This is a genomic window from Pseudoalteromonas sp. Z9A4, from assembly GCF_011378845.1.
GTDB classification, from domain to species: Bacteria; Pseudomonadota; Gammaproteobacteria; order Enterobacterales; family Alteromonadaceae; genus Pseudoalteromonas; species Pseudoalteromonas arctica.
This window is the reverse complement of the sequence record NZ_WTLA01000013.1, coordinates 91,780-106,805: the sequence shown is the minus strand read 5'-3', so window position 1 is coordinate 106,805 and position 15,026 is coordinate 91,780. Positions and strand designations below refer to the sequence as shown.

Annotated in this window: 10 protein-coding genes; 7 read left to right on the top strand and 3 right to left on the bottom strand. The window is 40.9% G+C overall.

Annotated features, from left to right (window positions below):
* Positions 1 to 2: 2 nt before the first annotated feature.
* Positions 3 to 1,250, bottom strand: a complete 1,248-nt coding sequence (gene nhaD / locus GQR54_RS11375) for a sodium:proton antiporter NhaD (RefSeq protein ID WP_007375803.1) — start codon at positions 1,248 to 1,250, stop codon at positions 3 to 5.
* 222 nt (positions 1,251 to 1,472) lie between these two features.
* Between nhaD and GQR54_RS11370 the strand changes: the two genes are divergently transcribed.
* The 4 genes from GQR54_RS11370 (at position 1,473) to GQR54_RS11355 (ending at position 6,747) form a co-directional block, all read left to right on the top strand.
* A complete protein-coding gene (locus GQR54_RS11370; protein ID WP_166377711.1) occupies positions 1,473 to 2,744 on the top strand; it encodes a hypothetical protein in 1,272 nt (423 codons plus the stop codon).
* Positions 2,745 to 2,749: 5 nt separating this feature from the next.
* A complete protein-coding gene (locus tag GQR54_RS11365) occupies positions 2,750 to 3,313 on the top strand; it encodes a hypothetical protein (RefSeq protein ID WP_166377709.1) in 564 nt (187 codons plus the stop codon).
* Positions 3,310 to 6,087, top strand: coding sequence for an ATPase (locus GQR54_RS11360; RefSeq protein WP_166377707.1), 2,778 nt, complete (start codon positions 3,310 to 3,312; stop codon positions 6,085 to 6,087). The genes GQR54_RS11365 and GQR54_RS11360 overlap by 4 nt, the downstream gene beginning before the upstream one ends.
* Positions 6,088 to 6,195: 108 nt before the next feature.
* Positions 6,196 to 6,747, top strand: a complete 552-nt coding sequence (locus tag GQR54_RS11355; RefSeq protein WP_166377705.1) for a DUF4136 domain-containing protein — start codon at positions 6,196 to 6,198, stop codon at positions 6,745 to 6,747.
* Between the two features lie 676 nt (positions 6,748 to 7,423).
* Here the strand turns inward: GQR54_RS11355 and GQR54_RS11350 are convergent.
* A complete protein-coding gene (locus GQR54_RS11350; RefSeq protein WP_166377703.1) occupies positions 7,424 to 7,921 on the bottom strand; it encodes a peptide-methionine (S)-S-oxide reductase in 498 nt (165 codons plus the stop codon).
* Positions 7,922 to 8,109: 188 nt separating this feature from the next.
* Here GQR54_RS11350 and GQR54_RS11345 point away from each other — a divergent pair, with 188 nt between their 5' ends.
* Complete coding sequence (locus tag GQR54_RS11345; RefSeq protein WP_166377701.1) at positions 8,110 to 9,975, top strand: TonB-dependent receptor; 1,866 nt, start codon at positions 8,110 to 8,112, stop codon at positions 9,973 to 9,975.
* A 159-nt stretch (positions 9,976 to 10,134) separates the two neighbouring features.
* Here the strand turns inward: GQR54_RS11345 and GQR54_RS11340 are convergent, their stop codons facing one another.
* Positions 10,135 to 10,398: a YkgJ family cysteine cluster protein gene (locus GQR54_RS11340; protein ID WP_166377699.1), complete on the bottom strand. Its 264-nt coding sequence runs from the start codon at positions 10,396 to 10,398 to the stop codon at positions 10,135 to 10,137.
* Between the two features lie 170 nt (positions 10,399 to 10,568).
* On the opposite strand from GQR54_RS11340, the gene GQR54_RS11335 reads away from it, so the two are divergent.
* Entirely contained in the window at positions 10,569 to 11,747 is a 1,179-nt protein-coding gene (locus GQR54_RS11335; protein WP_166377697.1) for an efflux RND transporter periplasmic adaptor subunit, read from the top strand.
* 2 nt (positions 11,748 to 11,749) lie between these two features.
* Complete coding sequence (locus GQR54_RS11330; protein ID WP_166377695.1) at positions 11,750 to 14,899, top strand: efflux RND transporter permease subunit; 3,150 nt, start codon at positions 11,750 to 11,752, stop codon at positions 14,897 to 14,899.
* Positions 14,900 to 15,026 lie beyond the last annotated feature (127 nt).

Here is a 15,026-nt window from a genome sequence, read left to right as displayed (position 1 = left end):
CATCAAATAAAACTGCCCATGTAATACGAGCCTGCATAACCTACGGTGTAGCAAATTAATAAATGCAGCGATAAACGCAAGTAGCTCATAAAGGTAAGCGCTTTAACTTTGCTCATGGCAATAATGCCCGCAGCCGACCCAATGATCAGCATTGAACCGCCCACGCCCGTTGCATACGTAAACGACAACCAGTGTTGTTGGCTCATTACTATATCGGCTTTTAATAAAGCAGCAGTAAGCGGTACGTTATCGACCCCTGCTGATAATATGCCCATTAAGTAGTTTGCGTACTCGGGTGCCATTACCGTATATAGGTCGGTAAATTTACTCAACATACCAATTTCTTTAAGTGCGCCTACAAGTAAAAGCACACCTACAAAAAACAATAATGTGTCGTATTCTATATCGCGAACAAAATCGATTATGTCTTTGTTGATGTCTTTTTTGCGCATTAAAAATTGCGCCACTAAAAACATCACTGATAAGCCAAACAAAAAGGTGAGTAAAGGCGGTACGCTGTAAACTACACTCAGCATAAGTGTGCTCACTACGGTAGATAAAAATATAACAGCAATGGTAATGTCGGTTTTTTCGATGCGGGTTTTACCCGCACCGGCAAATTCAACTCGCCCTTTCATACCGATAGACAGTAGCGCAGCTAACAGCATAACGCTTGCAAGTGCTGGCGCTATAAGCAGCAATAAATGAGCTATGGTTACTTTGCCATCTAAAAATATCATCAGTGTGGTTACGTCACCGGTTATTAACGATACCCCGCCTGAGTTAACCCCAAACACAATAAGCGTGGCGTATTTAATGAGTTTTTTAGGTTCAAGTTTTAACGACATAACAACCGCAAGCGATATAAGCGTGGCTGTTACGTTGTCTGAAATCGACGAAAACAAGAATGCAAAACCACCCACCAAAAACATCAGCTTTTTTTCGCTAATACTTTTTGGCATAACACGGTGCACAATATTTTCTATAAACCCCTTTGAATTTAAATACGCTACAAAGGTCATCGCAGCCATTAAAAATAGCCATAGAGATGCAATTTCTAAAATATTTTCATTTAAAAGGTGTTGAATCGTATCGGGGCTTTGCCCGTGAAGTGGGTATATAAAAAGAAGAATCCAGCAAAGCGTACCAAAAAACAGCGTGGTTTTAGCTTTATTAACATGGATTATATCTTCTATAACGATCAGTAAAAATGCAATCGCTATCAGGGTTAGAATAATCGAGGAAACCATGGTAGTTAAACAACCTTTGATATAGTTTTAAAGAACACACAAATAACATTCCATTTCATGTGCCTATTTTCGGCGCGAATTTTAGCACTGCCTCTATGCAAAAACTATTATTAAATGGTCTTAAAAACGAATACTATATACAGACAAGGTTAATTAAAAATACGTAATAATGAGTATGAACACAATACTCAATAATAAAATACTAGGATGTTGTAACCTCTTATGATCCCAGCTAAAAAGCTACTAAACACCATAACCGAACATTGGGGTGTATTAGAGCTATTATTTAAACGTTTTAAAATGGCTGACTTTAGCCTGAAAGACGTACAAAACGCCATTAAACAAAAACAGCCTACATGGTCAAACGAGCGTATTTATAAAGAAACAAATCGCTTGTTAAACCAAGATATTTTAATTCCACTGGCTAAATCATCGCAGCTTGAAATAAATCGTGCCATTGCCGACTTTGCTACGTTTTTACTGCAAGAAGAACATTTAGGCTTAGCGCAAGAAATTAGCGTATTAGTAGACGACCTAGCACGCTTAGGTAACCGCCTAGATAACGCTGGCGAGATAGAAGACTTTGACGATTTACGCCGCTACAGCCGCATTATGGATGATCGGGTGCGTAAAATAATGAAGCTATACGCACACAACGAAAACGCTATTTTAAATATTGTTGAACAAGCTAAATCTAATAATGCGGTGCAATCGCTGCAAAAGCGTTATAAAGCGGTAATAGAAGCGTTTGACGAATACATAGAGCCAATGCTTGAAATGGTTGATATACATGGCGAATTTCATGCGTGCTTTACCCTCATTGAAGAACAAATAAGTAAGCAAATTATTCATATTGAGCGATCGGGTAAAGCCTACAATGACAAACGTATGTTAGAGCAATTACGTACCCGTATATTAGAGATGCATTTAGTGGGCAGAGAAAGCTTACGTAAAAGTGCCGATATGCTTATGCCGCTGCGCGAAGAGCTTCGCCGTAATAACTTAATAACTCGCCAAGCAGCCAAAGTACTTGGGCTTGTGCGTAAAAATGGCGTAGACAATATGCTAAGTGCGGTACAACCACATTTTGTGAGCGACGCGCAGCGATACTCGCTTGGTCAGCAGCGCCATATTGTGGCTTACATGGCAAGCTTGGTTGAATTTGAACACGAAGAATACCAACTGCCAGATCAGCAAGATGTGCCTGCATTTGTTACGCCTAATATTCCTGACTACAACGATGTTAAAACCAGCTTTGCTAAGCGCTTTAATAAAAAACGCAAAAAGCCGCAGCCCTTGCTGCAATTTTTAGACGAAAGCTACCCAGATCTCGATGCCGACGAAATGCTATTTTTGTATCAAAAATTAGTCAGCGACAGCGATATTAAAATAATTCAAAGCGATGAAAAAGCCCGCGTAAAAATTGCCGGTCAGCACTTTTCTTTATACCCATTTAATTCAGAGCCTCAGCCAGATACAAAGGCAGATAAGTAACTCTTATGATAGAAACTAGCACAACACACATAAACTTAGACGAGCTAACCCATCTACAAGCCATTAATAAAAAATTAGTAGCGGGTTACCATATTTGCGAGCAAGACAACGTAATGTGGCAAGAGCTTGACCAACACATAGAAAGCTACAGCGCCTTATTTACAGCCCTAGGCAACGATTTAAAACGCGACAGCCGTGGCTTTTATTATTTTGGTAGCGACGAAAGCACGCCAAATATGGGCAAGATATCTCGCGCTATCGCGCTCACTATTTACATTTTAATTGAACACTACGCCAATACGGGTAAAGACCCAATGCGCGCATTGTTTGACGAAGTAAACGATTTAGAGCTTATGCAAACGCTGGTGCAAATTAACAAACACTTGTTTGATCAGCTTGAGATATTTTCGGGATCGGACCTGCGTAAAGACGTATACCTGCGCATGGTGCGCTTAGGTTTAGCCCGCGAAGTAGAAGGCGGCTTTATGCTACAAGCGCCGATTCACCGCTATATAGATGCACTCATGGAAGTAAACGAAGAAACCTACATTACAGAGGACGAGGAATGAAAAATCTATACGGACTGAGTAAACTCGCCCTACTTAACACCGCAGGCTATGCAAAATGTGTGATCCCGCTTGATAAAAGCAGCTCTATTTGCGCGCCAAATAACACAGGTAAAAGTTCGGTTATTAACGCCCTGCAGTTTCCGCTTATTAACGATTTACGCTTAACCGAATGGGATGGACACGACTTAGATGAAACCCGTAAGTTTTATTTTTCATCCGATCAGTCGTACATTTTACTAGAAGCTAACTTGCCTCATGGCTCGGTAGTGATTGGCGTTGCCGGGCTTGGTAAAATTGCCGGTTACGCGCATCAATACTTTTGTTATCAAGGAAAGCTTGATTTAGAGCAGTACACGCAAGGTAAAACAATTATTAAATTTACCAAGCTGTTCAACCATTTAAAATCGCTTAACTACAACCCTATTGAGCTCAAAGCACAAGAGCTAAACGCGCTATTGACTGGCGGTGCAACGCCTTTTGACGGCGACATTAACTTAAAAATGATTCCGCTTAATAATGTGCAAGACTCCTCTATTTATAAAGAAATATTCCGCCGCATTCTTAACTTACATAAATTAGGCGCAAGCGATGTAAAACGCTTTATGCTACGCGTGTTTGAACGCCATATGTCGAACTCTAAGGTCGACTTTTATGAAGTATGGCGCCGCTCGTTTGATAAAGTAAATCGCTCAAAACGCGAATTAAAAGCGCTTGAATCTATGCAAGAACCAATAGCCGCGCTTGAATCAATGCTTGAAAACCAAACCGTGCTTAAAGGTAAATTAGCGGCGTACGCACCTAAAATTGACCAAGCACTGATTGATTTTGATACCTATCAAGAGTCGCAACTTAACGAGCTGGGCATCGCCCTTGAAGATATAGAGCACGAAAAACACGAGTTTGAGCAAAAGCAAAGCTTATACGTGCAGCAATCGCGCGATATAGAGCGCAGACAAACACAAATTGAGCAGTGGTTTTTAGATTACGATGCGCTTAAAAGCGAATTTGAGCTGGTAAATAAAGCCACCCTTAAAACCAGCCTGACTCAGTTAAAGCAAGATTACGAGTCGCTTTCGCACTCTATAACCAGCGCACAAGGGCAAAGCCTACACACGCTTGACTACCGCATTAGCGAAACTCAAAAACAGATTAAGAGCTTAAAGCTGCAACTTAAAAACCTTGAGTTTAATTTGTTCACCCGTATGCGCGAAGACCTCTCGTTAAAAGAAGTAGAAGAAATATCGCGCATTTTAAACCCAGATATTCTCTCATTTGCGACTACCACTAATGGCGATATAACCATTGATGACGAAGACGCGTTTGGGGAATTTTTATCGCTGTTGAGTGAAAACGTTAAAGGCGGTGTACTAACGCTACCAGGCGCGAGCATTAAGCTTAAAAAGCTATCCCCAGTGCAAATGCAAAGCGGTGAAAACAAAGAGCAATTAACCGCTCAGCTGAGCGCACTTGAGCATTCTCTTAAAGAGTTTAAGCAACAACGCGACGTTGCAGCAAACGTTGCCGACAAGCAAAAAGAAAAAGACGAATTATACGATGAGCTAATGAGCGCAGAGGGCGCGCTAAAACGCTTAGAACAGTTTGATGTAATGCAGCAGTCAGTCGAAGCGCAAGCTATGCTAAAAGAGCAATTATTAGCTGAGCGTGAGCAAGTTGACGACTACTTACAAGATATTCAAAAAAATAGTGGCTCAATTGCCGACCGCCGCTCGTTAATTAAATCAAAACAAGACCAAATCAATCGCCAAACAGAGCGCTTGCGCCAAGTTAAAAGTGAGCGAATTGATCACACACTTGATTTATACAGCGGTAAAGTAACCCCGTACATGATTGATATTACAGTCGACTTTGATAACTTAAGCGACCTTGTTCATCACTTTAATAAAGACTGCCAAGAGCTGCGTAATTTTGACATAAACGTGCGTAATACCTATTTGCATGTGTACAACGCGGGTATTACTAAATTTGATAACGAAAACGACGAATTTACTAAATACCAAAAGCTAATTAGCGCATTTCATAATATTGATAACGAACGCGATGCTGTTGAACGCCAAGCACGCGTTGCGCTTACCGAAGTGGCCGCAACTATTAAAGGCTTGCGAGAAGATTTAGACCGACTTCGCCGCGAAATGAACAGCTTTAATAAAGGCATAAGCCAGCACCGTATTTCAAATCTGCAAGCGTTTAAAATTAACGTCATACCGCGCAAAATGCTGGTTGATAGTATAGATACCATTATCAGCACGTCGCATCAGTTTGAGCAAGGTGACACACTTGATTTACTTAGCCAAGAACCGTACAGCGAAAGTGCGGTAAACGAAGCGAAAGATCACTTAATTAAACTCGCCTCAGATAAAGCGGGCTTAACACTTACCGATTTATTTGATATTCGATTTGAAGTGGTTAACCGCGCAGGTGAAACAGAGCACTTTGAGAAAATAGATTCGGCGGGTTCAAACGGCACACGAATTACTATTAAGTTATTGTGTGGCATGTTGTTTATTCGCTACTTATTAAGTGACCAGGAACAAAACCTATACCGTATACCAATTTATATAGATGAAGCGGCCGATATCGATCCGCAAAATCAAAAAGCAATTATAGAAACCGCACTAAGCTTTGGTTTTGTGCCTATATTTGCTTCAGTTAAGCCACAAATAAGTTGTGACTACATTGTGCCTATTCGTTCAGTAAAAGACGGTGCACAAAACTGGGTAGATGAAAAAGATTGGATTGAAGTTGAACACAATTAATTGGCCGTTAAGGCAAACCAACTAAACTAAAATATAGGACGTTTAAATAATACACATTTAAACTATGTGTGTTATTTTAAATTAATGCATTTTATTGGAGCAAACGTAATGAAAAATATACTTATTGTTGCAGCGCTAGCACTTCTTACAGCTTGTACACAAACCCCAGATTGGGATTACGATAAATCAGCTAACTTTAGTAATTTTAAAACATTTGCTTGGGTAGAAAACGCTAGCCTAACTAAAGACACAACCAACTATCAAATTAATGGCCTAATGGAAAAACGTGTTCGCACCGCCGTTAACGCAGAGCTGAGCCAAAAATTAGGTATGAGCTTAGTTGATGCAGCAAATGCTGATGTGCTTGTTAACTATCATGCATCGGTTGATAAAGAGCTTGAAATAGACACGTTTAACACGGGTTACCGCCATAATTGGGGTTACTGGGGAAGTGGTTTTCAAAAAGATACAACCGCGCGTGAATACGAAGTGGGTACACTGATTATTGATATTGTAGATCGTGAATCTAACCAGCTAGTATGGCGCGGCGCAAAAGAAGGTCGATTAAAGAAAAATCAATCGCCAGAACAACGTGAAGCATCAATTAATAAAACAGTGAGCGAAATTTTAAGTAACTTCCCGCCGCAAAAACAGCAGTAAGTTTTGGTTCGCTTTGAAAAAGCTCACAGTATGTGAGCTTTTTTTGTGGAAAAGAAATATTACGGTTAGGGATAACATATGGAAATAAAAATAGCGCGAGGTAAACTCCCGCCTACGCATCTCACATTTTATACTTTGTAGGCTGGGCTTTATGCCGCGCGGTTTTAAATAAATACAAATAAAAGCGCGAGGTAAACTCCCGCCTACGCATCTCACGTTTTATATTGTAGGCTGGGCTTTATGCCGCGCGGTTTTAAATAAATACATATAAAAGCGCGAGGTAAACTCCCGCCTACGCATCTCACGCTTTATATTGTAGGCGGGGCTTTATGCCGCGTAGTTTTAGATAAATACATATAAATAGATATAAATAGATGCGCGAGGTAAACTCCCGCCTACGCATCTCGCGTTTTATACTTTGTAGGCTGGGCTTTATGCCGCGCGGTTTTAAATAAATACATATAAAAGCGCGAGGTAAACTCCCGCCTACGCATCTCACATTTTATACTTTGTAGGCGGGGCTTTATGCCGCGTGGTTTTAGATAAATACATATAAATAGATGCGCAAGATAAACTCCCGCCTACGCATCTCACGTTTTATATTTTGTAGGCGGGGCTTTATGCCGCGCGGTTTTAGATAAATACATACAAATAAATGCACGAGATAAACTCCCGCCTACGTATCTTGTGTTTTATATTTATGTAAAAGCTCAAGCGGTATATGACAGTAATCATCTGGGTGATTAGTTAAACGGTCTTGATGCTCAGGATCGCTTGGCACATAGTTAGTTAGCAGCTCTACCCCTACCACAATTTTATCAGCATCACTTCGCTGGCTTATATAATTGCTAGCGACCTTTAAATGATCTTGGCTTTTGCTATAAATGGCAGTGCGATATTTAGGGCCTACGTCATCCCCTTGTTTGTTAACGCTATACGGATCAATAATCTCAAAAAAGAAGCCAAACAGCTCGTTTAAGCTAACCTCTTTTGTACTAAATATTACTTTTACACACTCAGCATAACCGTCGTATTCGCCTTGTGTATTATCGTTTTTTCCATTAGCCCGCCCTGCTTCAGTACTTATTACACCAGGTAAGTGCTTTAAAAACTCTTGCACGCCCCATAGGCAGCCACCTGCAAAGTAAATAGTATCTTGCTGTTTTATATTCATAATAAATGTGACCAAGTTTGTTAGATACATTAACTTTGCAAATGATTATCAAATGCAGTTTTTAATGAATTAATGTACAATCGCGCCAAAATCGCAGTTGTTTAATTGAATTATTTTATCACGCCTTAAAAGTGTGTTCTGAATTTAATTGTTACCGTAATTGCATATAAAAAAATGAGACACACAACATGAAATGGTCACCGCACTTTATACTCCCTGCATTGCTATGCAGCGTGAGCAGTTTTGCCTACGGCGAAGCTATAACTGATAAAACTGAAGCATCACCGGCAATCGAAAAAATAACGGTTGAGGCATCGCCCACTGCAAACACATTACCTGTAGGTACATTTGACTCTCCGGTATCTAATTTAGAGTATGACCCACGTGTTGATTTACAATCACGTAATATGGCTGAAGCGCAAGCCGATGTAACTATACGCGGTGGTATTTTTGAAAATACCGGCTTTAGAGTTGGTAGTGCTACTTTACTTGACCCACAGTCTGGTCATTACTTTGCTGAAATTCCTATTGCACCGCAAATGCTTACCGGCCCTTATATTTTAACAGGCGCAGACAATGCACTTAATGGTGCTAATAGCTCTGTAGGCACTGTATCGTTTGGCTGGAAACCAATTAGCACGGGCGGCAGTGTATCGGTAGGTACTGGCACAAACGATTTTAACTTACAAAGCTTACATGCAGGTGTGAGTATGCCCCTAGAAGGCGCAAAGGATTGGAAGCTTGGTTTTGAAGGTGAGATTTCTCACTCACAAAGCGATGGCACTATTGATAACGGCGATCACGACTTTACGCGTGCATCGGGTCGCGTTCAATTAGCTGGCGCTGATTCTCAAACAGATTTGTTTTTTGGCTCACAAAATAAGTTTTTTGGCTGGCCAAATTTGTACACACCATTTGGCGTTAACGAAACAGAAGAGCTAGAAACGCGCTTATTAATGCTAAACCATAAGCAAAACTACGCAGATAATAGTCATTTTGAAGTGTCTGCTTATTATCGTAAGCATAACGATCATTATATTTTCTCGCGCGAGAACCCAAGCTCATTTGAAGCCTTTCACGAAACCGAGGTTAAATCGTTAGCATTGTCAGGTCGACATACTCAAAGTGATGTATTTGCAGTAAATTATTCAACACAGTTTATTGAAGATTCTATTGAATCAACCACGCTTGAAAACAACTTTACATCTCGAAACTATTATAAAATTAGTGTACTACCAGAGTACAAAATAGCGCTTGAGGACAACCAGCAACTTACTATTCGTTTAGGTGCTGCTTTTGACGACACTAACAGAGACGACTCTGAAACGTCACTTATTGGTGATGTAACCTTAAAAACACAAAACAGCGAAGGTTTTGAGCGCACGTTTTATTTATCGTACGCAGAGGCGAGCCAAGTGGCAGGCTATACCGCCATTGGCGGAAGTGATTCAGGCGGGTTATTTAGAAGTAATTACACCCTTGAGCGCGAAACGACTAAAAGCCTAGAGCTGGGTTTATTAGTTGATGAGCAAACTTGGCAACTTAATTCGGCTATTTTTTATCGCAAAGATGACAACTTAACCGATTGGACGTTTAATTTTGATTCAAGCTCTGCGCGCTTTGCAAACCCTGTAGATATAAATACGACGGGCATTGAGTTCTTAGCAACTAAACACTTTGAAACAACCGAAATTGTAGCGAGTTACACCTACCTTCATAAATCAGAAAATTACGGTGCGGCAGATATTGATGCTAGTTTTTACGCATTAAACTTTCCTGATCACCGCCTAACACTCGGCGCAGTGTGGAATCCTACTGATATATTGCAGTTTAGAATAGATAACGAGTGGCGCAAACAGCACGAAAATGCGCTGCGCGGTAGTGACGACGATGCTTTATTTACTCATTTAACGTTAAAAATTACACCACCTATGGTGAAAGACTTATTTATTACTTTAGCTGCAGATAACTTATGGGGTGAATCGTTTGAAGAGATACCTGGTACACCAGGGCGAGGTGAGCAATATACGTTAAGCGCAACGTATAGCTGGTAAACAGTAACGTAAGCAAGCTTCACGTCTACAAAACAACCACAAATCGACACTTTGTCGGTAGACGAAGAGCTTGCTCACGTGAAAAGCACAGCTTTTAATTACTTAAAATAAATACTCACTAATAGATAAGTGTAAATATATGTGTATTTTAATAGCTCACTAAGTTAGCTCTTCGAGCTCGGTAATAAGCGCTAGAGCTTGCGCATTTGTTGAGCCGCACACATCAAACGTGGCGCTAAAATCGCTACACACTTTAGGCCGACTTGAATCACCAAATAACTTACATAAATTACGTTCGTCCAGCTGAATACAGCGCTCTCCGGCTTCTTTACCGTTTGGCATCCCTGGTATTGGGGAGCTAATACTTGGCGCAATACAGCATGCACCGCAGCCTAATCTGCAAGTCATTGATTCGGTTTTCATAATATCCTCTGTATAAAAAACACTTACTTTTATTCCTTTTTAGGAACGTAATTAGCCCACACGCGAAGTTGCAATACACATATGTAATGCTTTGTTACATCTTAAAACGCCTTGTAAACACTTTATTGCGTATTATTGCTCTGTCACCACCAATTATGAAGGAATGCCTTGTGGCTACTACAAAACAAATAATACTCCCAATTGCAGTTTTAGCAGGCGGTATTGCTTTAGCTTTCGCCTTTATGGCCATGAAAAAGCCGCCAGAAGAAAAGCCGGAGCAAGACATTCGCCCTTTAGTTGCGACTCAAAGCATACTTTTAGATTCTATAACGCTCGATGTTAAATCGTACGGCATAGTAAAACCAAAAGACCGTACCGAATTAATAGCACAAGTAAGTGGGCAAGTTATTTTGGTGTCAGATCAATTTGTTGAAGGAGCGTTTGTAAAGCAAGGCGATATTTTAGCACGAATTGATGCAAATGATTACGAGGCAGACTTTATTGAAGCTCAAGCGGGTTTAGCACAAGCAAGCTCAGCACTTGAAATAGAACGCGCACAAGCGCATGTAGCAAAAGCAGAATGGGAGCGTATTAAATCCGACTCTAGCGATGCTATTGCATCAGAGCTTTATTTACGTAAACCACAATTAGCCGAAAAGCTCGCGCGTTACCGCTCTGCTCAAGCAAGTGTTAAACGTGCAAGCCGCAACCTTGAACGTACTTATATTAAAGCCCCGTACGATGCCATTATTAACGAGCGCACAATTAGCTTAGGTTCAGTAGTAAACCCAGGTAATAGCTTTGGTGCACTGAGCGCAACCTCGGTTGCAGAGGTTCGTTTACCGGTTGCCGATCAAGAACTGCAATATTTAAAAAATGGCGGCGTAGGTTCAAACGTTACATTTAACGCTGAATATGCGGGTAAGCAAACAATGTGGCAAGCCAAAGTAATTCGCACTGAAGGTGTGGTTGATCAAACAAGCCGCATGAGCTATTTGGTAGCACAACTTGCAACACCGTACGGCGATAAAACACGCCCACTTCGTTTTGGTTCGTACATTAACGCGACAATTGAAGGTCGCCCGCTTGATAACGCGATTATTGTTGCGCACCATTTAGTTAAAGATAATAAAATTGTGATTTTAAATGACGATCTAACCTTGTCATTTAAAACGCTAAATATTATACGCGAACAAAACGGCATGATTATAGCCAGCCAAGGGTTAAAAAATGGCGAGCAAATTGTCACCTCCGCCCTTGAATATCCAACCGAAGGTATGGCTGTAAAAATTGAAGATATTGCGCCTGATAAAACTGATGTAACTCAACTTGCGCTGAAAGAGGAATAGCCATGAACACTCGTGAAACAGGGTTAATAGCATGGTTTGCCCGAAATCCCGTTGCTGCCAACCTGCTAATGATATTTATATTAGTGGGCGGTCTTTTAATGGCCATGACTATTCGCAAACAAATGTTCCCACAGTTTGAAAGCAACTGGATAAGCGTACAAGCAGTTTATCCTGGGGCTGCCCCGCAAGAGGTTGAAGAAGGAATTACGATTAAAGTTGAAGAAAACCTTGAAGGTCTTGAAGGCATTAAACGCCTAATTACCTACTCTAATCGTGGTTTTTCTCAAGCGTGGATTGAAATAGAAGAGCAATACAATCCACAAGAAGTACTTGATGAAATTAAAGTACAAGTTGATTCAATAAATACCTTTCCTGCAGGAATGGAACGCCCTGTTGTTCGCCGTGATAAGTTTGAGCAAGAGGTAATGATACTCGCGCTTTATGGCGACATGAGTAACTACCAGTTAAAAGAGCTTGGCAACGATATAAAAGATGAGTTACAAGCGCTGCCTCACGTTAACCTGGTTAATTTTAACGGCGGTTTAGAGTACGAAATTGGTATAGAAGTCAGCCCAGATAAACTGCGCGAATATGGCTTAACATTTAGAGATATTGCAGGCGCTGTGCAAAGCTTTTCGGCAAATATGTCGGCGGGGCAAATACGCTCTGAAAACGGTTATATTTCGATGCGTGTTGAAAAACAAGCATACCGTGGCTTTGAATTTGAAAGGCTCCCACTTATTACTCTTGCTGATGGCGCACAAATTTACTTAGGCGATGTAGCAACCATTAACGATGGCTTTGAAGAAGGCTTACAGTATTCAAAATATAACGGTAAAAATTCACTCTCGTTTGAAGTAAACGCATCAAAAGATCAAGATATTACCGATGTAGCAAAAGTCCTTAAAAGCTACATGGCCGCTAAAGAGCCACTTTTACCTGCAGGCGTTAAGCTCTCTCCTATTGTTGATTTAACTTACTACCTTGAAGGTCGACTCGATATGATGGTCGATAACATGATTTGGGGTGGCTTGTTAGTAATGATAGTACTAGCATTGTTTTTACCGCTACGCTTAGCATTTTGGGTAATGATGGGCTTACCGGTGTCTTTTCTGGGCGCCTTTTTGTTTATGCCTATTGGCTTTTTAGATGTAACAATTAACCTAGCCTCTCTTTTTGCCTTTATACTTGTACTCGGGATTGTTGTTGATGACGCCATAGTTGTGGGCGAATCAGCCAGTGCCGAAATTGAAAAGTACGGCCACACGCTTGATAATGTTGTACGTGGTGTTAAACGTGTTGCGATGCCAGCAACCTTTGGTGTACTAACGACCATTGCGGCATTTTTACCGCAAACAATGGCAACAGGCCCTGGCGCTGCTTTTTCTAAGGCAATTGGTGGCGTTATTATTTTATGTTTGATTTTTTCACTCATAGAATCAAAACTTATTTTACCTGCGCACATTGCAGCAATGAACCCACGTAAACCAAACCCTAAAAATCTATTACACCGCTTACGTATGGTAATTGATAGTGCCTTAAAAGGCTTTGTGAACAACTACTACCTTCCTTTTGTTGGCCGCTGTATTCACTATCGCTATACCGTAATTGTTGGCTTTATGTGTTTGCTTATTGTAAGCGCAGGTATGTTTGCAGGTGGTTTAGTTAAATTTGTACCAAACCCTAAAATACCGCACGACTTTCCGCGTATTGATATTGAAATGAACCTTGCTTCGTCTGAGCAAGCAACGCTTGAAACCGCACGCAAAATAGAAGGCGTTTTGTTAAAGGTCGATCAACAATTACAAGAGCAATACGGTAAACCGATGATCCGCGATTTATCGGTAAGTCTGCGCGGCAGAACGCAAGCAAACATTATGGCCATTTTGGTAGAGCCTGATTTACGCCCTATCGATACCTTTGCCCTAAGTGCATTATGGCGCGAACAAATGCCCGCTTTACCTGGTGTTAAAACCATGACCATTCAAGACAGTATAATGAATGGTGGCCGAGATGATGGCGACGTTAGCTTTAAACTTGAAGGCAAAAATGCTGACGTACTAAAAGAAGTAGCAGGTAAATTAAAAGCTAAATTACAAACAATGGAAGGTGTTGGCGACGTAAACGACTCAATGCAAAGCGCCACTGACGAAGTACAACTTGATTTAAAACCACTGGCTTACAGCATGGGTTTAACGCTTGCTGATGTCGCATCGCAAGTAAGCTTTAGTTACTACGGCTTAGAAGCGCAGCGAATATTGCGTGAAGGCGAAGAAATTAAAGTCATGATCCGCTACCCAGAAGACGAACGTAACTCAATAAGTGACATAGCAAGTGTGCGTATTATTACACCTACTGGCGCTGAAGTTCCGCTAAGTGAAGTAGCCGAAGTTAAACTAGTTGACGGTGTAAACCGTATTCGCCGCGAAAACTCTAAACGTACTGTAAACGTATGGGCTGCGGTAAATACCGACCAAGCCGAACCTTTTGCGATTGCAGAAGAAATTCGTGATGAATACTTACCAACATTACTTAAAAGCTACCCTGGGGTTACAAGTGATGTAGCTGGGCGCATTCAAGAAGAAATGGATAGCGCTTCAGAGCAGCTTCGTGATTTTGGTATATCAATGATGATTATATTTGCCTTATTAGCGATTCCACTTCGCTCTTACTCGCAGCCACTTATTATTATGTCGGTTATTCCGTTTGGTGTAGTTGGCGCGATGTTTGGGCATATGATTTTAGGTATGACCATGAGTAGCTTATCGATGTTTGGCATAATTGCTGTAGCGGGCGTGGTTGTAAATGACTCCCTCGTTATGGTCGATTTTGTAAACAAAGCACGCGCTGAAGGTGTCGCGACTAAAGATGCTGTAATGCAAGCCGGTGCACGCCGCTTTAGAGCGATACTACTCACCTCAATCACAACCTTTATTGGTGTAATGCCAATTATTTTTGAAACGAGTTTACAAGCTAAAATAGTTATACCAATGGCTGTATCACTTGCCTTTGGTGTGTTATTTGCCACCGTAATTACACTAATACTTATACCGTGCCAGTACGTTGCACTAGAAGATGCTAAGCGATTAGTACGTAAAATGCGTGGCAAGCCGCCACTTGTAGATGCCCAACCAGCGCCTACTAATAGCTAAGTTAAGTAATATCCCAACCAAAAAAGCTCGGCATACTCTATGCCGAGCTTTTTATTTTAAGCTTAAAAATAATATTTAACTATTTACTAATATTACTTCTACTACTCATTTTTTAACACATAGACTC

Coding starts and splice junctions, on each gene's coding strand:
- nhaD (WP_007375803.1), bottom strand. CDS start 1,250: ATGGTTTCCTCGATTATTCTAACCCTGATAGCGATTGCATTTTTACTG.
- GQR54_RS11370 (WP_166377711.1), top strand. CDS start 1,473: ATGATCCCAGCTAAAAAGCTACTAAACACCATAACCGAACATTGGGGT.
- GQR54_RS11365 (WP_166377709.1), top strand. CDS start 2,750: ATGATAGAAACTAGCACAACACACATAAACTTAGACGAGCTAACCCAT.
- GQR54_RS11360 (WP_166377707.1), top strand. CDS start 3,310: ATGAAAAATCTATACGGACTGAGTAAACTCGCCCTACTTAACACCGCA.
- GQR54_RS11355 (WP_166377705.1), top strand. CDS start 6,196: ATGAAAAATATACTTATTGTTGCAGCGCTAGCACTTCTTACAGCTTGT.
- GQR54_RS11350 (WP_166377703.1), bottom strand. CDS start 7,921: ATGAATATAAAACAGCAAGATACTATTTACTTTGCAGGTGGCTGCCTA.
- GQR54_RS11345 (WP_166377701.1), top strand. CDS start 8,110: ATGAAATGGTCACCGCACTTTATACTCCCTGCATTGCTATGCAGCGTG.
- GQR54_RS11340 (WP_166377699.1), bottom strand. CDS start 10,398: ATGAAAACCGAATCAATGACTTGCAGATTAGGCTGCGGTGCATGCTGT.
- GQR54_RS11330 (WP_166377695.1), top strand. CDS start 11,750: ATGAACACTCGTGAAACAGGGTTAATAGCATGGTTTGCCCGAAATCCC.